This is a genomic window from Micromonospora eburnea (assembly GCF_900090225.1).
Taxonomy (GTDB): Bacteria; Actinomycetota; Actinomycetes; order Mycobacteriales; family Micromonosporaceae; genus Micromonospora; species Micromonospora eburnea.
The window spans coordinates 5,596,981-5,617,758 of record NZ_FMHY01000002.1 but is presented as its reverse complement, the minus strand read 5'-3'; the positions used below and the strand labels follow the sequence as shown (position 1 = coordinate 5,617,758).

Annotated in this window: 21 protein-coding genes; 10 read left to right on the top strand and 11 right to left on the bottom strand. The window is 73.8% G+C overall.

Annotated elements, in window-relative coordinates; translation table 11 throughout:
- Window position 1: 1 nt before the first annotated feature.
- Window positions 2–1,963, bottom strand: a complete 1,962-nt coding sequence (locus GA0070604_RS24250) for a serine/threonine-protein kinase (RefSeq protein WP_141721381.1) — start codon at window positions 1,961–1,963, stop codon at window positions 2–4.
- Window positions 1,964–2,141: 178 nt separating this feature from the next.
- On the opposite strand from GA0070604_RS24250, the gene GA0070604_RS24245 reads away from it, so the two are divergent.
- Entirely contained in the window at window positions 2,142–2,702 is a 561-nt protein-coding gene (locus GA0070604_RS24245) for a GNAT family N-acetyltransferase (protein ID WP_091127377.1), read from the top strand.
- A gap of 84 nt (window positions 2,703–2,786) precedes the next feature.
- Window positions 2,787–3,182: a hypothetical protein gene (locus GA0070604_RS24240; protein ID WP_091123095.1), complete on the top strand. Its 396-nt coding sequence runs from the start codon at window positions 2,787–2,789 to the stop codon at window positions 3,180–3,182.
- A gap of 109 nt (window positions 3,183–3,291) precedes the next feature.
- Here GA0070604_RS24240 and GA0070604_RS24235 read toward each other — a convergent pair whose 3' ends face one another.
- Complete coding sequence (locus GA0070604_RS24235) at window positions 3,292–3,879, bottom strand: TetR/AcrR family transcriptional regulator (protein WP_091123091.1); 588 nt, start codon at window positions 3,877–3,879, stop codon at window positions 3,292–3,294.
- Between the two features lie 72 nt (window positions 3,880–3,951).
- Between GA0070604_RS24235 and GA0070604_RS24230 the strand changes: the two genes are divergently transcribed.
- Window positions 3,952–5,169, top strand: a complete 1,218-nt coding sequence (locus GA0070604_RS24230) for an FAD-dependent monooxygenase (RefSeq protein ID WP_091123088.1) — start codon at window positions 3,952–3,954, stop codon at window positions 5,167–5,169.
- 5 nt (window positions 5,170–5,174) lie between these two features.
- Here GA0070604_RS24230 and GA0070604_RS24225 read toward each other — a convergent pair whose 3' ends face one another.
- The 3 genes from GA0070604_RS24225 to GA0070604_RS24215 are packed head-to-tail and all read right to left on the bottom strand — an operon-like array spanning window position 5,175 to window position 7,930.
- On the bottom strand, window positions 5,175–6,716 hold the full coding sequence (locus GA0070604_RS24225; RefSeq protein ID WP_091123085.1) for a DUF6297 family protein: 1,542 nt from the start codon (window positions 6,714–6,716) through the stop codon (window positions 5,175–5,177).
- A complete protein-coding gene (locus tag GA0070604_RS24220) occupies window positions 6,713–7,369 on the bottom strand; it encodes an ABC transporter ATP-binding protein (RefSeq protein ID WP_091123079.1) in 657 nt (218 codons plus the stop codon). Before GA0070604_RS24220 ends, GA0070604_RS24225 begins: the two co-directional genes overlap by 4 nt.
- A gap of 3 nt (window positions 7,370–7,372) precedes the next feature.
- Window positions 7,373–7,930 (bottom strand): SRPBCC family protein, encoded by a 558-nt coding sequence (locus tag GA0070604_RS24215; RefSeq protein ID WP_091123076.1) that lies wholly within the window; start codon window positions 7,928–7,930, stop codon window positions 7,373–7,375.
- Between the two features lie 285 nt (window positions 7,931–8,215).
- Between GA0070604_RS24215 and GA0070604_RS24205 the strand changes: the two genes are divergently transcribed.
- On the top strand, window positions 8,216–8,701 hold the full coding sequence (locus GA0070604_RS24205; RefSeq protein WP_091123072.1) for a PH domain-containing protein: 486 nt from the start codon (window positions 8,216–8,218) through the stop codon (window positions 8,699–8,701).
- Window positions 8,698–9,930 carry an FAD-binding protein gene (locus GA0070604_RS24200; protein WP_091123069.1) on the top strand — a complete coding sequence of 411 codons (1,233 nt, stop codon included), beginning with the start codon at window positions 8,698–8,700 and terminating at the stop codon, window positions 9,928–9,930. The genes GA0070604_RS24205 and GA0070604_RS24200 overlap by 4 nt, the downstream gene beginning before the upstream one ends.
- Before the next feature lie 130 nt (window positions 9,931–10,060).
- Here the strand turns inward: GA0070604_RS24200 and GA0070604_RS24195 are convergent, their stop codons facing one another.
- From GA0070604_RS24195 to GA0070604_RS24175, 5 genes are all read right to left on the bottom strand, one after another.
- Window positions 10,061–11,203, bottom strand: a complete 1,143-nt coding sequence (locus GA0070604_RS24195; RefSeq protein ID WP_091123065.1) for a site-2 protease family protein — start codon at window positions 11,201–11,203, stop codon at window positions 10,061–10,063.
- A 155-nt stretch (window positions 11,204–11,358) separates the two neighbouring features.
- Window positions 11,359–11,769: a hypothetical protein gene (locus tag GA0070604_RS24190; protein WP_091123063.1), complete on the bottom strand. Its 411-nt coding sequence runs from the start codon at window positions 11,767–11,769 to the stop codon at window positions 11,359–11,361.
- Between the two features lie 70 nt (window positions 11,770–11,839).
- Entirely contained in the window at window positions 11,840–12,547 is a 708-nt protein-coding gene (locus GA0070604_RS24185; RefSeq protein WP_091123059.1) for a hypothetical protein, read from the bottom strand.
- Window positions 12,548–12,754: 207 nt separating this feature from the next.
- Window positions 12,755–13,627, bottom strand: coding sequence for an alpha/beta hydrolase (locus GA0070604_RS24180; protein ID WP_091123056.1), 873 nt, complete (start codon window positions 13,625–13,627; stop codon window positions 12,755–12,757).
- Between the two features lie 59 nt (window positions 13,628–13,686).
- A complete protein-coding gene (locus tag GA0070604_RS24175; protein ID WP_091127376.1) occupies window positions 13,687–14,409 on the bottom strand; it encodes a TetR/AcrR family transcriptional regulator in 723 nt (240 codons plus the stop codon).
- A 106-nt stretch (window positions 14,410–14,515) separates the two neighbouring features.
- Between GA0070604_RS24175 and GA0070604_RS24170 the strand changes: the two genes are divergently transcribed.
- The 5 genes from GA0070604_RS24170 to GA0070604_RS24150 all read left to right on the top strand — a co-directional run bounded on the left by GA0070604_RS24170 (window position 14,516) and on the right by GA0070604_RS24150 (window position 19,733).
- Window positions 14,516–15,967 carry a DHA2 family efflux MFS transporter permease subunit gene (locus tag GA0070604_RS24170; RefSeq protein ID WP_091123052.1) on the top strand — a complete coding sequence of 484 codons (1,452 nt, stop codon included), beginning with the start codon at window positions 14,516–14,518 and terminating at the stop codon, window positions 15,965–15,967.
- A 118-nt stretch (window positions 15,968–16,085) separates the two neighbouring features.
- A complete protein-coding gene (locus tag GA0070604_RS24165) occupies window positions 16,086–16,976 on the top strand; it encodes an ABC transporter ATP-binding protein (RefSeq protein WP_091123048.1) in 891 nt (296 codons plus the stop codon).
- 29 nt (window positions 16,977–17,005) lie between these two features.
- On the top strand, window positions 17,006–17,812 hold the full coding sequence (locus GA0070604_RS24160; RefSeq protein WP_091123044.1) for an ABC transporter permease: 807 nt from the start codon (window positions 17,006–17,008) through the stop codon (window positions 17,810–17,812).
- 30 nt (window positions 17,813–17,842) lie between these two features.
- Window positions 17,843–18,970: a sensor histidine kinase gene (locus tag GA0070604_RS24155; RefSeq protein WP_141721379.1), complete on the top strand. Its 1,128-nt coding sequence runs from the start codon at window positions 17,843–17,845 to the stop codon at window positions 18,968–18,970.
- A gap of 139 nt (window positions 18,971–19,109) precedes the next feature.
- Window positions 19,110–19,733, top strand: coding sequence for a response regulator transcription factor (locus GA0070604_RS24150; RefSeq protein WP_091123036.1), 624 nt, complete (start codon window positions 19,110–19,112; stop codon window positions 19,731–19,733).
- Window positions 19,734–19,739: 6 nt separating this feature from the next.
- Here GA0070604_RS24150 and GA0070604_RS24145 read toward each other — a convergent pair whose 3' ends face one another.
- Window positions 19,740–20,642 carry a L,D-transpeptidase gene (locus GA0070604_RS24145; RefSeq protein WP_091123033.1) on the bottom strand — a complete coding sequence of 301 codons (903 nt, stop codon included), beginning with the start codon at window positions 20,640–20,642 and terminating at the stop codon, window positions 19,740–19,742.
- Window positions 20,643–20,778: the final 136 nt, after the last annotated feature.

Below are 20,778 nucleotides of genomic sequence, written 5' to 3'. Positions count from 1 at the left end.
CTCACCACTTCACGTGCACGTCGCGGGAACCACCCGGTACGCCGTTCTTGTAGGCCACCGCGCGCAGGAAGTAGCTGCTCCCGGCGGTGCAGTCGCCGTAGGCGACGCCGCTGCCGTTCGCCGCGCCGGAGAGACCGACGAGGGAGGCGGCCATGTCACCGTTGTAGAAGACGTGTACCTCGTCGGCGCCGCGGCTCGACCACCGCAGTTCGAGATTCGGCGCGCTGCCGTCGCAGGTGAGCTTCGAGACCGTGAAGTTCGTGACCCGCGCCGAGTCCGGCCAGCGGCCCTTGTAGTCCTTGTACGGCCCGGGAGCCGACTGTGACCGCGGGACGGCCCGGAGCAGGAAGCTGCCGTTCGGCGTGCAGGGGAAGGCGAAGGTCGCCTCGCCCGAGGCGCCCTCGAACCCGCCCAGGAAGGCGCTCGACGTCGGGCCGTACAGCTGCACGTTGTCGGCCCGGGTGGCCTTCCACGAGACATCGAACTGCCCCTCCCACGGCCCGCCCGGGGAGCTGGTCGCGCAGGTGATGTTCTTGACGACGATGCTGGTCATCGCGGGGCCGGCCGGCTTGGGTGACGTCGACCCGGGCTGTGGCGCCGACGCGGGGGCGTTCGGTGCCGCGGACGAGGCACCGGGCGCGGGTCCGGTGCCGCCGTCGGGTGAGGCGCCGGGCGCGGGCTCGGTGGCGCCGCTGGGCGTGGCCGGCGGCGTGACCCGCGACGTGGTCTTGTCGTCGCGTTCGCCGGCGAGGGTCATGGCGGCGTACCCACCGGTGCCGAGGAGCGCCACGAGGACGCCGATGATGGCGGCGACGAGCAGGCCCCGGCGCTTCTTCGGTGGGGGAGCCGCCGGAGCCGGCACGGACGGTGGCGCCGGTGGCGCCGGGGGCGGGTTCCCGAGGCGGGTCGCCGCCCCGGCCCCGGGGGCGGCCGCGAAGGCCATGCTCGGCGCCGGGGGAAGGACCGTCGCGTCGGGGCCAGCGGAGCCCGCCTGGGGTGGGCCCGGCCGCTGCGCCGCGTTCGGGGAGGCGTCCGGGAACCGCGTGCCGCCGCCGGTCGACGGCAGGACGGTCGCCTGCGGTGCGGGCGGTGGCTGCGGTACGTCCGGGGCGGTCACCAGCACCGGCAGGTCATCCACCCGCAAGCCCAGTTCTCGCTGTGTGTCGCGCAACGCCTCGCCGAATTCGGCGGCGCTGGCGTACCGGTCGGTGGCGGCTTTGGCCATCGCCCGGCGCAGCACGCCCAGCAGCGACTCGGGCAGGTCGTCGCGGGGCGGTGGAGCCTCGGAGTTGAGCACCTTGTCGACGAAGACGGCGAGCCCCGCCGAGCCCGACATGGCGAACGGTGGATGTCCCGCCAGCAGTTGGTACAGCGTGGAACCGAGGTTGTAGACGTCGGAGGCGACCCCCGCCGGCTCGCCCCGCAACACCTCCGGCGGAGCATGATTCGGCGTGTACGCCTGCGTGTTCCGCGTCATGGACCGGTGATCGGTGATGGTCGCGATGCCGAAGTCGGCGAGGGCCGGTTCACCGATCGCCGTGATGAGGATGTTCTCCGGCTTGATGTCGCGATGGACGATGTCGACCCGGTGCGCGGTCTCCAGCGCACCGGCGATCGTCACCCCGACGTGCAGGACGTCGGCGAGCGGGAGCGGGCCCTCGCGGGCGACGCGGTCCGCCAGCGACCCCTGCGGGCACAGCGCCATCGTCAGGAACGGTCGCCGGTCGGCCAGGAAGCCCGAGTCCAGGATCGTCACGATGTTCGGGTGACCGGTCAACCGGCCCGTGGCCGCCCGCTCGCGCTGGAGCCTCCGGCGCAGGGCGTCGTCGTTGATGCCGATGTCGAGCACCTTGACGGCGACCCGGCGGTCGTAGTCGACCTGCCGCGCGGAGTAGACGGCGGAGAAGCCACCCCGGCCGAGAAGCCGGAAGTCGTCATAGCCGGGGATGCTGACATCACTCACCGGATGCACCTGTGCCGGCAGAGCGGCCCGCGTCCGTCCACATCAGCAGTCTGATCTGCCGGCTTCGGGTGCCGTTCAGGAATTGTTCAGGCACCGGGCGCGACCGCCGCCGGACGGCCGCGTGCTGACGCCGGGATATCCGGTGGCGCGACCGGCCGGCCGCACCGAGGATCGCGACATGCAGGTCTTCCTGGAAACCGAACGGCTCGTGCTCCGGCCGTTCAACGACACCGACGTCGACCACCTCGTCGCGCTGGACGACGACCCCGACGTCATGCGTTTCATCAACGGCGGCCGGCCGACGAGTCGTGAGGCGATCCAGGAGCGGACCCTGCCCCGGCTGCTGCACGACTACCCGTGCCTCGGCACGCGTGGCTACTGGGCCGCCGAGGAGAAGGCCACCGGGACCTTCCTGGGCTGGTTCGAGTTCCGTCCCCTCGACGAGCACAGCCCCGCCGTGGTCGAACTCGGCTACCGCCTGAACCGGGCCGCCTGGGGCAAGGGCTACGCCACGGAGGGGTCGCGGGCCCTCATCGACAAGGGCTTCACGGACCTCGGGGTGGAGCGGGTCACCGCGAACACCATGGCGGTCAACACCCGGTCCCGGCGGGTGATGGAGAAGGCGGGCATGTCGTTCCTCCGTACCTTCACCGGAGACTGGCCCGAGGCGATCGAAGGATCAGAACACGGCGAGGTCGAGTACGAGCTCACCCGCGTCGACTGGGCGCAGCGCCGGTAACCGCCACCCGTCCCGGTCCGTGGCGGGCCCACCCTGGGTACGCGTGCTCATCCGTCCTGCCGCCCGGCCCGGGAGGATCGGGCCATGACCAAGACGACGCGTACCCTGCTCGGGCTGCTGCTGGTGGTGGCCACGGTCGGTGCGTGGTGGGCCTGGCTCGGCTGGGAGACCGGCTACACGGTCGACCCGGAGACCGGCGCGATCAGCGGCCCGTACGCCGGGTGGCAGGTGGTCGGGGTCGTGCTCACCCTCGCCCTGCTCGCCGCCGCCGGCGGTTGGTGGCTCAGCCCCTGGTTGGTGGCACCGGCGATGACGGTCGCCTTCACCGCCGCCTGGGCGGCGCATGCCGCGTCGACGGACGACACCGGTCTCTGGGCGGTGGGGGCGGTGCTGGTGCTGGTCGGCACGGCGGCGGGCACGACGGTGGTGAGCCTCGCCGCCCGCTCGGCCCGCCGCCGCACCGCTCGGGCCTCCGGATGATCCTGGTGCCGGTGCCCGCCTCGCCCTTGATCGACTCCGTGTGCGGCAAGCGGTGGTCTCGGCCGGGCCGGTGACCACCGTTTGCGCCACATGGAGTGGATCGCGGGGGTCAGGGTTGGTTGGTTCGGAAGTCGTTGCTGATGGTGCGCAGCGTCTGGGTCAGCTCCTTGGCGGAGAGGGCCGCGCCCGGGTCGACCAGCCACTGGGTCGCCAGACCGGCGAGCAGTGCCTGGTGGAACGTGCCGAGGGCGAGCGCGGCCGGTTCGTCGGCGGCCGGGTCGAGCCGGTGGAATACCTCGGCCAGGCCGAGCCGGGCCTGCCGGTTGGCGGTGGCGAACGCCTCCCGCAGCTCGGGCACGCGGTCCATCTGCGAGATCAGCTCGAACTGGACGGCCCAGAGCGGCCGTAGCCGGTCGAAGGATTCGATGATCCGCTCCCAGGCCGCCTCGAACCGTTCCGCCGGCGTGGCGTCCGGAGCCCCGTCGTCCGCGAGCGCGCGTCCCAGTTCCTCGCCCCACTCCGCCATCGCTTCGATGAGGGCCTCGTTGAGCAGGGCCTTGGTGGTGCGGAAGTGGTAGCCGATGGCGGCCAGGCTGGTGCCGGCGGCGGCGGAGACGTCGCGGGCCGTGGTGCCGGCGTAGCCCTTCTCCATCAGGCAGCGCTTGGCCCCGGCGAGGAGGTCCTCCCGATTTCCCATGCGAAACAGGGTAGCAAATTCTTTGCACAGGCGTCTTGCACAGATGTCTAACACGCTTGTACTGTCGGCGGCATGACCGATGTGCTGATCTCCGGTGCCGGCGTCGCCGGCCCTGCGCTCGCCTGGTGGCTGCGCCGCCACGGCTTCCGTCCGACCGTCGTCGAGCGGGCCCCGGCCCCCCGGGACGGGGGATACAAGGTGGACATCCGGGGCGCGGCCCTGACGGTGGTGGACCGGATGGGCCTGCGCGAGCAGGTGAGCCGCCACGACACCGGGATGTGGCGGACCCGCTTCGTCGACGCCGGCGGGCGGCAACTGGCCACCATGGACGCCGCGCTCTTCGGCGGCCGGGAGGGCGACGATGTCGAGATCATGCGCGGCGACCTCGCCCGGATCCTGATCGAGGCCACCGGCGACGTGGAATACGTCTACGGCGACTCGATCGCCGCGCTGGACCAGTCCGCCGGTGGGGTGGAGGTCGCCTTCGAGCGAGGACCGAACCGCCGCTTCGATCTGGTGATCGGCGCCGACGGGTTGCACTCCACGGTCCGGCGGCTGGCCTTCGGGCCCGGCTCGGAATACCTGCGTACGCTCGGGCACCACATCGCGATCTTCACCGTGCCGGCCGAGTACGGCGAGGAGCGCGTCGAGCTGATGCACGCCGCCCCCGGACGGACGGTCGGTGTCTACCGGACCGCCGGCGCCCCCGACGCCCGGGCGCTGTTCCTCTGCCCGTCGCCGGCCGAGGAGCCCGACCACCGGGACGTCGCCGCGCAGCGGGCGGCGTTGGCCGCGGCGTTCGCCGGGGCCGGCTGGCGGGTGCCGGAGCTGCTCGCCGCGATGGCGGACGCACCGGACTTCTACTTCGACGCGATGAGCCAGGTACGGATGGACCGCTGGTCGACCGGGCGGATCGGGCTGGTCGGCGACGCCGGTTACGGTGCCTCGCCCGCCTCCGGACAGGGCACCAGCCTGAGCCTGGTCGGGGCGTACGTGCTGGCCACGTCGCTGGCGGAGGCCGGTGGCGACCCGGTGGCCGGGTTCGCCACCTACGAGCGGCGGATGCGCCCGTTCGTGGCGGCCAACCAGCAGCTCGCCGAGCGCAACCTCAAGGGCATGGTGCTCGGCTCGAACGCGCAGATCCGGTTCCAGACGCTGATGCTGCGGCTCATGCCGCGCCTGCCCGGCCGGGAGGGGATGATCCGCCGGGTGACCGAGCCGATCCGCAAGGCCGCCACGGCGATCACTCTGCCGCCAGCGCCCGGTCTGGATACCCCGGTGGCCGGCTGAGTTGGTCAGACCGCCGCGCGGGTCCGGTCGGTGGTCAGCGCCAGGTATGCCGCGACGCCCAGTGCGGAGAACGCGGCCTGGGCCAGCACCCAGCCCCACCCGAGAACGGTCGACCCGGTGCTCCCGAGCAACGCGGCGACCGTCGGCAGGGTGAGGGCGACCAGCAGATCCAGGCCGGTGAGCAGCCAGATCAGCGGCCCCGGCGGGTAGGCGCCCATCGGGGTGTCGACCAGCGGCATGCTGTTGTCGATCGGTCGGGCCCGGGCCCGCCGCAGCGCGGCGACGGCGACGGCGGGTCCGACCGCCAACCCCAGAGCCCACCACGGGCCGGGTGGCAGGTCGGACCGCAGGCCCAGGGCGGCCAGCGCCAGCCCCGACCAGGCGGCGGCCAGGAACGCCGGCGCGAGGAGTCGGGCGGCGACGACCTGGCGACCGGTGCGGCCCAGCAGCCGGACCAGGGCCGGTTGGGCCGAGTCGCGACGTACCGCGGCGAGCGTGGTGTCGGCGCTGCTCAGGCCCCCGGCGAGCAGGGCCAGCACGAGCACCCAGCCCGGGCTGCCGGCGAGCGCCGCCGGGAGCAGCGCGGCAGCGGTGAGCCAGCCGAGGCGGCGTCGCTTGCGTCGCAGCACCAGCAGGTCGTGGATCGCCTCGATCGGGAGCCCGGGTAGCCGGCGTATCCGCGCCGACCGGAGCGAACGGCCCCGCCACGAGCGGCGCTCCCGAAGATCGGACAGGAAGGAGGGCTCGGCCGTGTAGGCGGCGTCCCGGTAGGAGCCGACGAGGATCGAGGCCTCCCGCAACCGCCGCCCGGAGAGGTCGTCGAGCCGGCGTACCGCGACGGCGGTGCCCAGGACCGCGGCGGCGACCGCCGCCAGCGCCGCAGCCCACAGGATCGGGGCGCTGGGCGCGGCGATCGGCGGCGCCGGGGCCACGGGGGCGACCAGAGCCGACGCGCCGGATCCGAGCAGCAGCGCGGTGACGGGCCGGTCCCATCGGTGGCCCCATCCCGGGTCGCGTTGGGCCCGCACCGCGGCCAGCGCGACCAGCATGCCCGCTGCGCCGCCCAGGGCCGCCCAGCCGAGCAGCGCCGCCCCGTCGATCGGGCGGGCGGCGAGTCGACCGACGCCGACCACGGCGACGGCGACCCCGACGACGGCGGTGGCGAGCACTGCGCGGACCAGCGCCGGAAGCAGCAGCCCACGCCGGCGTACGGGCGCGGTGAGCAGCCAACTGGCGTCCGGGCGGCTGATGACCAGTGGACCGAGTCGACGCAGCGCCAACCACCCGCCCGCGCCGCCGACCCCGATCAGGGCGACGACCGCCAGCGGGTCCGGGTCGACGATCGGTGCGGCGGGCCAGAGGATACGCCCCAACTCCGGCCCGAACAGCGCGACCGCCATGGCGACGGCCAGCACCCCCACGTACACCGTCCCCATCGAGACGGCTCCACCGGCGGACGCCTGTCGGCGGCGGACCCACCGGCGCAGTTCGACGGCCGAGGCCTGCAGTTCGTCCGTGCCCGAGCCGCCGGCCAGCCGGGCGGTCACGCCGCGCCGCTGGTGGTCGGCGTCGGCGCGCCGTCGAGCGCAAGGACGGGACATCCCACGGCGGCGACCAGGGTCGGGTCGTGGCTCGCCATCAGGATGCTGCCTCCGGTGTCCAGGTAGTCGCGCAACTGCCCGACGACGACCTGGCGGATGCCGGCGTCGAGCCGCTGCTCGGGCTCGTCGAGGACCAGCAGTTCACTCGGCCGGGACAGGACGACGGCGAGCAGCAGACGCTGTCGCTGGCCCGAGGAGAGGGTGTCGGGGGTGCTGTCCGCGAGCGGATGCAGCCCCAGCGCGGTGAAGAGGTGGTCGATCCGGCCGTCGCCCGGGTCGGCGCCGTTGGCCAGCCGGACCAGTTCGACGTGCTCGCGGACGGTCAGGCCCGGATACCAGCTCGGCTGCTCGACCGTGGTGGCGACCCGCCGCCAGAACGTTGCCGTCTCGTCGGGCCGCTGCCCGAAGACCCGTACTGTCCCGGCGTCCGGCTCGACGAGGCCGGTGACGCAGCGGAGCAGGGTGGTCTTGCCGGCGCCGTTGTCTCCGGTGAGGCAGAGCGCGGCACCGACGGCCACGGTCAGGTCGACGTCCTGGAGCACGGGCCGGGCGCCGAAGGCCACCCCGAGCCCGTGGATGGAGACGGCTGTCGAGGTCACGCCTCAGGCTAGTCCGCCGGGCTCACCCGCGGGGGCCTGCCCGAGCCGTTCGGCGTACGCGTCGCGCAGCCGCTCCCAGCCGAAGTCCTTCGCCTCGGCGCCGCGGATCGGGCCGACCGGGTCGCCGTCGAGCAGGTGGCTGGCGACGTCCAGGCAGAGGTGCCAGCCGGCGGCCGTCATCGGGGCGAGGTCGGGCATGCCGATCCGGTGCCGCAGGGTCAGCCGGGTGCCTGCGTCGCTCGGGCTCAACTCCCAGCGCAGCATGTCGTCACCCCAGGTGTATTCGAGCAGCACCGGTCGCTCGGCGCGGAGCACGGTCGCGGGCGCCTCGAAGCGCCGCTCGCCGTCGAGCGCGCCGAGCGTGGCGTCCCCGGGCGTGCCGAGGTCGCGGCTGGCGAGGAAGGGCGCCCACTGGGCGAGCCGGTCGGGCTCGGTCAGCGCGGCCCACACCTTCTCCGGCGGGTGTCGCAGGTCCCGGACGAACACCAGGTCCCACCGGTCTCCGGCCGGTACGCGGGCGACCTCGGCGAGCGGGCCGGGGCGGAAGCTGTCACGGTCCATCGTCACTCCTGACTGTCGAGATGGCGCTCCAGGGCGTCGAGGTGGTCCGTCCACATCCGTCGGTACGGCCCGAGCCAGTCGTTCACGGCCCGTAGCGGGCGTACGCCCAATATGCCTCACCGCTCATATGCCTATCAAGGAATACAAGCGGGCGAATGCCACCTCGACCGGGAGGCATCGACCACGGGCCCGACCCTTCGCGCCACCGCCGGCGCCCGCAGCCCCTGCCTTGACACCGTGGTGCATGATGCACCCCGGACCACGGCACAGGATCGGGGGCACGACATGGAGTTGCACCGCAGCCGCGGCGCGCTGCCACTGGCCGTCGCCTGCGTGGCCGGCGGGATGATGGTGCTCGCCGTGGCCGGCGAGGGCGCCCTGCTGCAGATGCTGGCGGCCCTCGGCGTCATCGTGGTCGGCGGCGCGGTGCTGGTCGGCGCGGCGCGGCCGTTCCGCTTCGTCATCGGGCCGGAAGGGCTGGAGGTGCGCCGCCCGGGCCTGCGTGGGACGTACCGGTGGGAGCAGTTCGACGCGCTCGCCCTCGACGACGCGGCCCGGCTGGTCGGGGTGCCCGCCGCCGGCCCGCCGCCGGGCCCGCCGACCACCGCGCGACACCCGGGCGACGGGCGGCCCGCCGTCGAACTGCTCAACCTCACCCAGGTACGCGAGCGCCCCGACGAGGTGGTGGCGGCGCTGACCCGGTACTCCGGTGGCCGCTTCACCGACGCGCGTACCCCGCACACCAACCGTCAGCAGGAGGCGGCCGCATGACCGGGGTCGGCAGCAACTGGGCCGGCAACGTCCGGTACGCCGCCCGGGCGCGGCACGAGCCGTCCAGCATCGACGAGCTGCGCAAGCTGGTCGCCGGGGCGGGCCGGATCCGGGCGGTGGGCACCGGGCACTCGTTCAACCGGCTCGGCGACACCACCGGGGAGCTGGTCTCGGTGGCCGGGCTGGCCCCCACCGTCGCGCTGGACCGCGACCGCGGCACGGTCACCGTCGCCGCCGGCCTGCGCTACGGCGACGTCGCCACCCGCCTGCACGCCGACGGGTACGCGTTGGCCAACCTCGCCTCGCTGCCGCACATCTCGGTGGCCGGCGCGGTCGCCACCGCCACCCACGGATCGGGTGCGGCCCACGGCAACCTGGCCACCGCCGTGGCCGCCCTGGAACTGGTCACCGCCGACGGCGACCTGCTCACCGTGGATCGCGGCGACCCGCGGTTCGCCGGGATGGTGGTCAACCTCGGCGCGCTGGGCGTGGTCACCCGGGTCACCCTCGACGTGGTGCCCACCTTCGACGTCCGGCAGTACGTCCGGTTCGGGCTGCCCCGCGCCGCGCTCGACGCCGCCTGCGACGCGGCGTACAGCGTCTCCGTCTTCACCCGTTGGCGCTCGTCGCGGCTGGACCAGGTGTGGGTCAAGCAGCGGGCCGACGAGCCGCCCCTCCCGGCGGACTGGCTGGGCACCGTCGCCGCCGACGCGCCCTGCCATCCGGTGCCCGGGATGCCGGCGGAGCACTGCACCGCCCAGCTCGGCGAGCCCGGGGCGTGGTACGAGCGGCTGCCGCACTTCCGGCTCGGCTTCACCCCGAGCAGCGGCGACGAACTCCAGTCGGAGTGGCACCTGCCGCGCGCGGCGGCCACCGACGCGCTCGCCGCGCTCGACCCCGCCGCCGACCGGATCGCCGCGGTGCTCCAGGTGTGCGAGCTGCGTACGGTCGCCGCGGACACGCTCTGGCTCAGCCCGAACCACGACCGGGACAGCCTGGCGGTCCACTTCACCTGGATCGGCGACCCGGCAGCCGTGGCCCCGGTGCTCGCCGAGGTGGAGGAGCGGCTGGCCCCGTTCGCGCCGCGCCCGCACTGGGGCAAGCTCTTCGGGCGCGACCCGGCCGCGACGTACCCCCGCCACGACGACTTCCGGGCCCTGCTGCGTGACCTCGATCCGGCTGGGAAGTTCCGCACCGATGAGCTGGACCGCTACTTTCCGCGGTCCTGACGGTCCGTTCCCGACCGGTCGCCCGGCACGGTACGGCTCTCGCCCGCTCTGGACCTGATGCCGGCAACGAAGCGCGCACCGAGCCACGCGGGCCCGACGGCAGCGCCAACCCGGCGGGTGAACACCGCGCTCAGCGGCGTCCGGCGGCCATCTGCTCGCGCATGCTGCCCCGCTGCACGGCGCGGCTGATGTCGCTGGGGGAGACGATCCCGACCAGCCGCTGTTCGGTCACCACCAGGGCTCGGCCGTCGGCGCACCCGCTGAGCCGGGGCAGCAGGTCGCTGAGCTGCTCGTCCGGGTTGGCGAGCACCAGGTCGCCGGCCTGGCACGACACCTCGGCCAGCGTGGTGGACTCCCGCCGGTCGGGCGGGATGCCGCGTACCCGGTCGAGGGTGACCAGGCCGACCGGCCGCCCGTCTTCGGTGAGCGGCAGCGCCGTGTGCCGGTACGCGAACAGGTAGTGGTCCACGAAGTCGGCGACGGTCATCTCCCCGGAGGCGGTCTGCGGCTGCGGGGTCATCACGTCGGCGACGCGTACGCCGCGCAGCGCGCTGCCCATCCGGGCCTGGCGTTCCTCCATGCTGGCGGCCCCGATCAGGAACCAGCCGATCAGCGCCAGCCAGAGCCCGCCGAACCCGGCGCCGGCCACGAACCGCCAGAACCCGATGATGATCAGCACGACGCCGAGCGCCCAACCGGCACGGGCGGCCACCACCGACGCCTTCGTCCGGTCCCCGGTGGCCTTCCAGACCGCGGCGCGCAGCAGTCGCCCGCCGTCGAGGGGGGCGGCCGGCAACACGTTGAAGATCGCCAGCAGCACGTTGATGCCGGCCAGCCAGGACAGCGCCCCGACCAGCAGGCCGCGCGTACCGCCGAGGCTGACCAGCGCGGCGATCACGCCGAAGAAGATCCCGATCAGCAGGCTCACCAGCGGCCCGACCCCGGCGATCCGCAACTCGGCGCCCGGGTCCCGCGCCTCGCCCTTCAGCTCGGACACCCCACCGAAGAGCCAGAGCGTGATGCTCTCGACGTCGATCCCGTTGCGCTTGGCGATCACCGCGTGCGCCACCTCGTGAGCGAGCAGACCGAGGAAGAACACCACGGCCGCGGCCAGCCCCGCCACCACGTACGCGAAGGTCGAATGGCCGGGGTACGAGTGTGGGAACAGGCTGGCCGAGAGCGCCCAGGCGATCAGTACGAAGATGACCAGGACGCTCCAGTTGACCCCGATGGGTACGCCCGCGATCCGGCCAAGCCGGAAGCTCGCCCTCATGCTCCCGTCATACCCGCCGATCGCGGACCCATGCCAGGGCGGATGGTCCCGTTCAGGGCGATCGGAGCGCGGGGCCTCGTGGCGGGCCGTGACCGCGGCCCGGTGCCGCTCACCCGCCCGGCCCGGTGCCGCTCACCCGCCCGGCCCGGTGACGCTTACCCGCCCGGCCCGGCCGGCCGTACGCCCAGCGCCGTCGCTCGCAGCTCGTCGGCGCCGAACCGGCCGGTCGGGGACCTCACCTGCACCGCCACCCCGGGCTCGACCAGCCAGAACGCCTCGTTCTCGCCGATGAAGGCGGTCGCCCCGCCCGGCTGGAAATCGCTCAGTGCCCAGGTGCCGGGGTCGCGCTCGTGATATTCGGCGAGGAAGTCCCGCAGGGCGGTGGCGGTGGCCAGCCGCGGCCCGCGCAGCACCAGCACCTGCAGGTCGACCTGGTGGCCGCCGTCGACCTCCCGTTCCCACACCCGGGAGGTGAACGCCACGTCGTCCCATTCGTAGCTGAAGTCCTCGGTCGACTCGCCGGTGCCCGCCGGGATGTGGTCGAGCACGAAGCCGTCCAACTGCACCTGATCACCTCACTGGACTCCCGCACCGGCACCCCGCCAGGGGGCCGGCTCGGGCCCGGAACGATCGACGCTATCCGCCGGCGACGAGGGCGTACTCGTAGTTGCCCGCGCCCACCGAGCGGTCGAGGGTCTGGATGATGCGGCCGGCGTTGTCGTGCGGACCCTGGATGAACAGTGGTCGGCCGTGTCGGCCGAACCTGATGCGGCCGGGTGGCTGCCACGCCCCGAGGTGGCCGACCGCCGAGTCGTAGTCCTGGTGCGGTTCGAAGCCGAGCCGCCGGGCGAAGTCGACGGCACCGCAGACGAGGTTCCGGGCCAGGTCGATGGGGGCGCGCATCGGCGGATCGGGGTACGCGCCGAAGAACTCCGCGACGAAGAAGGGCATGTCGTACTGGTCCAGCCTGGTCGGCGGCACCGCGTTCTTCGCCCCGAGGCAGTACGTGTCCACCAGGAAACCGGCCAGACTGATCCCCCGGTCGTCCTGTCGCGCGACCACGATGCCGGTCAGGCCGCCGGAGTCGTGCCGCGGAGCGCCGGGGTCGATCCAGTCGGCGGGCCGGTCCTCGATGATCAGGCCGTTGCTCCACCCTGGATTGACCCAGCACCCGATGAGCGGCAGCTCCCCGAAGCCGAGCGGGTCCGGCCGGTTGACGGCGACGCCCCGGACCAGCGGATCGACCGGGGCTCGGGGAGCGTCCAGCCTTCGGGCCATCTGCATCGGGGTCCGTCCGGCCGCGCGCTGCGCCTGCGCCCGAGACCTCAACTCGTCGGGGAACATCGGCCAATCCTGTTGTCGCGGATGATCGCTGTCAAACACGCCGGCCGCGAGTCTCGATGTGCTCCGCGCCGCATCCGGTGGGCGTCGCCGTTCCCTCGTAGATCTTGCTGGGAAACCGGGGGGTCCGCGCTGCTGCCGGCCCTGGACGCGCTCGCATTGGCCCCGGCGGGGCCGGGAGCCTCCAGGTTCTCAGCCGGGCCTGCCGCGTCAGCGGTGGTTGGGCGAGGGCCGGCGGCGGCCAGGGGCCTGGCTGACCACGGTCGGCGAGAATTCGTTCGCCGCCTCGACCGCCCACTCCAGCGCGAAGTCGGCCTCCTCCTCCCACCCCGGCTCGCCCAGCGCGAAATGCGACCGACCGGGGTTGCAGCGGTATCCGGTGATCGCGGTCGAGCCCCGGTAGAGGCTGGCGTTGGCGGAGATTACCGAGGGCGGCATGACGTGGTCGGCGCCGCCGGCCGTGAGCAGCAGCGGGGCCCGTTGGTCCCGCTTCTTGTCGATCTCCGCGGCCGACTCCGGGTTCAGGTTGGCGAACGCCATCTCGAACAGGACGCGACCGGCCCCGGGTACGGCGTACCGCTCCCAGGCCGCGTCCGACTCCTGCTGGCTCATCGTGTTGCCGAACGCGTACCGGAAGTCCTCGGCGGTGAACGGCACCGCGCGGTGCCGGTTGGCCGGGCTGTGCAGGATGGAGAACCCGGAGCGCAGCGTGCTCAGCGGCAGCCGCAGCACTCCCCGGACCGGGGCGCTGTGCACGGCGACCCCGGCGGCGCCGAGCTTCCGGTCGAGCAACAGCTGCGTGATCAGGCCCCCGATCGAGTGGCCCATGATGATCGGTGGCCGGGGCAGGTCCCGGATGACCCGGGCGTAGTGGTCGGTGATGTCGGCGATCCGCTGCCCGGCGATCGGCGTCGGATCCGCCCGCAGCTCCTCGACCTCCCGGTCCATGCCGGGCCAGGCGGGGGTGAGCACCCGGAAGCCGCGGGCCGCGTACCGGTCGGCCCAGTTCTCCCAGCTGCGCGAGGTCATCCAGAGTCCGTGGATCAGCACGATCGTGTCGACCCGTCCCGTCGGTACGCCCATGCCTGACCTCCCGGTGCCGCGACGTCTGCCGCGGCGTTGGTTACCCGGCCGGGCCGGGGTCACTCCCGGCGGGGCACGTGTGCGGCGACGCCCTGGATCAGCAGGTCGAGCCCGAAGTCGAAGCGGGTGTCGCCGTCGCCGGCCATCAGTTCCTCCAGGTGCTCCCGCAGGTGCGGGTAGCGCTCCGGTGGCAGGCTCCGGTAGTACCCGCTGAGCTGCGCCCGCATCCGCGCCCACCAGGCCGCCCGGTCCTGCCCCGAGGCGCGCACCTTCTCCGCGTAGAGGGCGCCCTCGTAGGCGTCCCCGGCGATGTAGAGGAAGAGGCGGTCCAGGAACCAGGCCGCCGGCTGCGGCGGCACTCCGCCGGAGCGGAGGATGGCGAGCAGCCCGTCGGTGACCCGGAGCGCGTTCGGACCGGTGGGGATGGTGGCCAGCGAGGCGAGCGCCAACTCGGTGTGTGTGGCGTACACCCGGTACGCCTGCCGGGCCACGTCGCGGACCTGTTCCGTCCAGCGTTCCGCGTCGGGTTCCGGGACGGTGATCTCCGCGCTGGCCCGGTCCACGACCAGTTCGAGCAGCTCCTCCCGACCGGAGACGTGGGCGTAGAGGGAGGCCGGCCCGGTGCCCAGTTCCTGGGCCACCCGGCGCATGCTCAGCCCGCCCAGCCCTTCCCGGCTGATCACGGCAAGGGCGGCGTCGACCACGGCCTGCTGGCTCAGCGCCTGTCGGGGCGCCCGGCTGCGCGGCCGGGTACGCCAGGGCGGGGCGGGCTGTTCGCTCACGACGACCTCCGGATTCGGGGACTCGAACATCGTACTTGCCGCGAACGCCGTTCGTTGATAGAACACTGTTCGTCAGCGAACAGTGTTCGAAACATTGGAGGACGTGATGACCACGGAACTCGCCTCGCCGGCTCCGCCGGGCCCGGCCGGCACGGGGGAGCCGGCCGGCCACCGCTGGCGCTGGTTCGCCCTGGCGGTGATCCTCGCCGCGGAGGTGATGGACCTGCTCGACGTGCTGGTCACCAACCTGGCCGGCCCGGCGATCCGCGCCGACCTCGGCGGCTCGCCCACCGTCATCCAGTGGATCGGCGCCGGTTACACCCTCGCCATGGCCGTGGGCCTGATCACCGGTGGTCGCCTCGGCGACCTGTACGGACGCCGTCGGATGTTCCTGGTCGGGGTGCTCGGCTTCACCGCCGCCTCGGCCCTCTGCGCGCTCGCCGGCAGTCCGGGCACCCTGATCGCCGCCCGGGTCGCGCAGGGCCTGTTCGGGGCGGTGCTGCTCCCGCAGGGCCTCGGGCTGATCAAGGAGATGTTCCCGCCGTACCAGCTCGCCACCGCCTTCGGCGCGTTCGGCCCGGTCATGGGGATCTCCGCGGTCGGCGGCCCGATCCTGGCCGGCTGGCTGGTCGACGCCGACCTCGCCGGCACCGGCTGGCGGGCCATCTTCCTGATCAACATCCCGCTCGGGCTGCTCGCCGCCCTCGGCGCGGCGCGTTTCCTGCCCGAGTCCCGCGCCACCCACGTCAGCCGCCTCGACCTGCCCGGCGTCGCGTTGGTCTCGTTGGGCGCGGTGCTGCTGGTCTATCCGCTCGTGCAGGGGCGGGAGCACGACTGGCCGGGATGGGCGTTCGCCATGCTGGCCGCCGCGATCGTGGTCTTCGCGGTCTTCGCCGGGTACGAGGTGCGCCGGCAGCGCGCCGGGCGGGATCCGCTGGTCGTGCCGGCGCTGTTCCGCCGTCGCGCGTTCACCGGCGGGCTCGTCGCCGGCCTGGCCTTCTTCACGGCGCTGACCGGCTTCTCACTGGTGTTCAGCCTCTACCTCCAGCTCGGCCTGGGTTGGTCGCCACTGCGTACCGGCCTGGCCGGGGTGCCGCAGGCGCTCGGCATGGTGGTCGCCTTCGTGCTCGCCGGGGCCGGCCTGGCCCAGCGGCTCGGCCGGCGACTCATCCACCTGGGACTCGTGGTGGTGCTCGCCGGGGTCACCGGGATGCTGGTCACCCTCAGCCTGGCCGGCGACCACGTCACCCCGTGGCGGATGGCCCCCGCGCTGTTGGCGGTCGGCTTCGGGATGGGCCTGGTGATGGCCCCCTTCTTCGACATCGTGCTCTCCGGGGTGCAGGACGGGGAGACCGGCTCCGCCTCCGGCACCCTGACCGCCGTCCAGCAGCTCGGCGGGGCACTCGGCGTCGCCCTGCTCGGCACGATCTTCTTCGACGGGATCGGTCACGGGGTGTCGCACGCGGTGCGGATCACCCTCGTCGCGGAGCTGGGGCTGGTGCTGGTCACCCTGGTCGGCGCGTTCCTGCTGCCCCGCCGGGCCCGCGACGGGCACTGACCACCCCCGCCCGGGCGGCCGGTCGGCTGCCCGGGGCGGGCGGGCCTGACAAATGTCATGGTCCGAAGGTGACGGTCGTTCCGGGGACGGACGGGCCGACCCCCGGAAGATCCTTGTCATGACCGACATCCCACCGGCCGTCGAGCTGGCCGGACTCACCAAGACCTTCGGCCCGGTGACCGCCGTCGACGGGCTCAGCCTCCGCGTCCAGCCGGGCGAGGTGGTGGCCTTCCTCGGCCCCAACGGCGCTGGCAAGACCACCACCGTGGACATGCTGCTCGGCCTGGCCCGCCCGGACGCCGGCACCGTCCGGCTCTTCGGTGGTACGCCGGCCGACGCCGTCCGGCTCGGCCGGGTCGCCGCCGTGATGCAGACCGGCGGACTGCTCAAGGACCTCACCGTGGCCGAGACGGCGCGGATGACCGCGCACTTCTACGGCTACACCCGGCCGGTGGCCGAGGTGCTGGAGCGGGCCGGGATCGCCGACATCGCCGACCGGCCGGTGGGCAAGTGCTCCGGTGGCCAGCAGCAGCGGCTGCGGTTCGCCCTGGCGCTGCTGCCGGACCCGGATCTGATGGTGCTCGACGAGCCGACCACCGGAATGGACGTCGAGGGCCGGCGGGACTTCTGGCAGGCGATCCGGGCCGACGCCCGCTCCGGCCGGACCGTCCTCTTCGCCACCCACTACCTGGACGAGGCCGACGCGTACGCGGACCGGATCGTGCTGGTCCGCCAGGGCCGGGTGGTCGCCGACGGCACCACCGCCGAGATCAAGAACCTGGCCTCCGGCCGGGTCGTGCGGGCCACCCTGCCCGGCGCCGACCAGGCCGCGCTGGCCGCGCTGCCCGGCGTCCAGTCGGTCGAGGTACGCGGCGACGCGGTCCTGGTCCACACCGAGGACTCGGACGTCGTCGCCCGGCACCTGCTGACCCGGACCGACGCCCGGGACCTGGAGATCACCTCGCGCAACCTAGAGGACGCCTTCCTCGCGCTGACCACCACCGCCTGACCGCCGACCCGCTGAGTCCGGAGCCTGAGATGACCGTCACCACCTCGTCCACCACCGCTTCGTCCACCCGGGCCGGAAACCGCCGGCCTCCCGCCCTGGGCGGTTTCTCCACCCCGGTGCTCGGCATCGAGATCCGCCGGGTGCTGCGCAACCGCCGGACCCTGCTGTTCATCCTGGTCATGCCGGCGGTCTTCTTCCTCCTCTTCGGCCTGCCCCAGCGCGGGCAGCACCTGGACAACGGGCTGCCGGTGACCGGCTGGATCATGATCAGCCTTGCGGTCTACGCCGCGATGGTCGCCACCACCAGCGCCGGGGCGGCGGTCGCGACCGAGCGGTCGCTGGGCTGGAGCCGACAGCTGCGGCTCACCCCGTTGCACCCGGCCGCGTACGTGGCCACGAAGGTGGCCACCGCGATGGTGCTCGGCCTGCTCGGCGTGCTGGTCGAGTTCGCCGTCGGCGCCGCCTCCGGGGTCCGGCTGCCGGCGTACGTCTGGATCGAGTCCGGACTGACCGCGTGGCTCGGCTCGCTGGTCTTCGCCGCACTCGGCCTCTTCGTCGGCTACCTCGCCCCGGCCGAGAACGTGATGCAGTTCATGGGCCCGGTGCTGGCGATCCTGGCCATGTTCGGCGGCCTGTTCTTCCCGCTCGACATGCTGCCGAATGTGATGCAGCAGATCGCCAAGTTCACCCCGGTGTACGGCGTCGGTCAGCTCGCCCGGTCCCCGATGATCGGGGACGGGCTGGATTGGGTCGCGGTCTGCAACGTCGCCGTCTGGACCGCCGTCTTCGGCCTCGGCGCGGCCCGGCTGTTCCGCCGGGACACCAGCCGCGTCTGACCCGTACGGGCGGAGGTTAGCGTGTTCGTCGTGAACCTGCCGTCGGAACGCAGCCAGCCGAGGACCCACTGGCGGGTAACCGGCTGGCTGCTCTCCGCGGTCTGGCTCTTCTTCCTCAACATCCCGCTGCTCACCGCCCTGCACCAGCCCGAGGTGTGGCGACGGGTGGTGGGCGCGTCCACCCTGGTCGCCTTCGGCGTGACCTACGTGTACGTCTTCCAGTGGGCGCGGGCCCGCCTACAGGCGCACCTGACCGTCCCGCGCGGCCGGGCCCGGGCGGCGCTGGCGCTGCTGCTCGGGCTCGGGCTCGCCGGTATGCCGGGCACCTCGGGAGACTGGCTCACCACGCTGGTCTTCGTCGCGGCGGCGGCGGTGTTCCTGCTGCCGACGGTCGAGGCGGCGGTGGTGGTCCTCCTCGCCGCGCTGACCCCGCTGGTCACCGCCGCCCTGGTGCCGGGCTGGGAGGCGGAGGGCACCGTGGTGTTCGCGGTCCTGCTCGCCTCGTTCGCCATGTTCGGGGTGACCCGGCTGGCCCAGCGCAACGGCCAACTCCAGGCCGCCCAGCAGGAGATCCGCCGGCTCGCGGTGGCCGAGGAGCGGGCCCGTGCCGCCCGCGACCTGCACGACATCCTCGGCCACTCGCTGACCGTGGTGGCGGTCAAGGCCGAGCTGGCCGGCCGGCTGCTGGAGCTGGATCCGGCCCGGGCGGCCACGGAGATCGCCGACGTGGAGCGGTTGGCCCGGCAGGCGCTGGCCGACGTACGGGGCACGGTCGGGGCGTACCGGGGGGTGAGCCTCGCGGCGGAGCTGGCCGGCGCCCGCTCGGCGCTGGCCGCCGCGGGCATCGCCGCGGAGCTGCCGGAGACGCTGCCGCAGCTCCCGGTCGAGGCGGACGAGCTGTTCGGCTGGACGGTACGCGAGGGGGTGACAAACGTGGTCCGGCACAGCGGCGCGCGGCGGTGTGAGATCCGGGTGGACGGCTCGTCCGTGGAGGTCCGCGACGACGGCCGGGGGCCGGTCGGGGAGCCCGGTTCGGCCGGGCACGGCCTGGTCGGGCTGCGTGAGCGGGCGCGGCGGCTGAGCGCCACGGTCGCCGTCGGCCGTCGCCCCGGCGGGCGCGGCTTCCTGCTGCGTGTCGCCCTGCCGGCGGGGTCCTGATGGGCGGCGGGATCGTGGTGGGTGGCCGGGCCGCGACATACGGCCGGGCTCTGCCGGGCGGTGAGGTCGCGACGGGCGGCCGGGCCTGGACGGGCGGCGGGCGGCGGGGTGGCCGGCCCGGAGAGCGGAGGACACGCGGATGACCGAGCCGATCAAGCTGCTGCTCGCCGACGACCAGGCGCTGGTCCGGGGCGCGTTGGCCGCGCTGCTGTCGCTGGAGCCGGACCTGACCGTCGTTGCCGAGGTGGGCCGGGGCGACGAGGTGGTGCCGGAGGCCCGACGCGCCCAGCCCGACGTGGCCCTGCTCGACGTGGAGATGCCCGGCCTGGACGGGATCGCGGCGACCGCCGCGCTGCGGGCGGCGGTGCCCGACTGCCGGGTGCTGGTGGTGACCACCTTCGGCCGCCCCGGCTACCTGCGCCGGGCGATGGAGGCGGGCGCGAACGGGTTCGTCGTCAAGGACACCCCGGCCCGGCAGCTCGCCGACGCGGTCCGCCGGGTGCACGCCGGGCTGCGGGTGGTCGACCCGACCCTGGCGGCGGAGACCCTGGCCACCGGGGCGAGCCCGCTGACCGAGCGGGAGACCGAGGTGCTGCGGACCGCGCGGTCGGGCGGCACGGTGGCGGAGCTGGCCGCGATCCTGCACCTCTCCGAGGGGACGGTGCGCAACCACCTGTCCTCGGCGATCGGCAAGACCGGGGCGCGCAACCGGGCCGACGCCGTCCGGGTCGCCGAGGAGAACGGCTGGCTGCTCGGCCAGTGAGCCGGGTCAGGCGGCCGGCGGCGTGGTGGTGAGCTGGTCGACCACCACCACGCTGGTGCCCGGCGGCACCTCGGCCAGCAGCTTGCGCTGGCCGCTGCGGGTCAACCGGATGCAGCCGTTGGTGACGTCCTTGCCGAGCGGGTCGTCGGTGTACCAGCTGTGCAGTCCGATGTGCGCGCCGCGCAGGCCGGTCGGCACCGCGTCCGGGTCGTCGGGGATCGCGCCCAGGGCGAAGATGTCGACGCCGCCGTAGACCGACTGGGGCGGGGGAGTGCGGCCGAGGATGAAGGTGCGGCCGAGCGGGGTGGACTGCCCGGGCATGCCGAGGCTGACCTCCCAGGACTGCACCGCGCGGCCGTCCCGGTACCAGGTGAGCCGGTGGGATCGGCGTTCCACCACGATCTGGTCGGCCAGGGCGGTCGTGCTCCAGCCGCCGGCCGGGAGCCAGGCGATCCGGCGGTTCGCCGAGGGCAGCAGTACGGCGGTCCAGCCGACCCGCCGGTCGACGATCGGCATGGTCAACGTGACGCCGCTGATGGTGGGGGCGAGGAAGGCCAGCGGCCGCCCGCCCGGTGCGTCGTAGGCGGCGACGGCGCGGGTCGGCGTGAGGCCGGTGGTGAGCGGACGGGTGTCGCCCGTACCCGGGTCGGCGGGAAACCCGCCGGGCGCCGGGTCGTACGTGACCACCGGCAGGTCGTCCGGGGCCGGCGCCGCCGGCGGCACGGAGTCCTCCGGCGTCGGGCTCGCCGTTGGCGAGGGCGGCGTGGTGGCGACGGGCGCGGCGGCCGGGGCCGGGGTGCCGGTCAGTGCCCACCCGACCAGCAGCCCGGTCACCAGCAGCAGCGGTACGCCCACGGCGGCGCCCAACCAGCCGAGGGTCCACCGCGAGGTCAATCGGTCGAACAGCACGAACCAGACTTTAGGCGACGGAGGGCCGCTTGCTCCGTCGTTGCAGCTCCAGATGCGGCAAACGGGGGTATCCAACGTTTACGGAAACCACCGCATGCCGCATCCGGAGTTGACCGTACGCGGGTCAGCGGGCCGC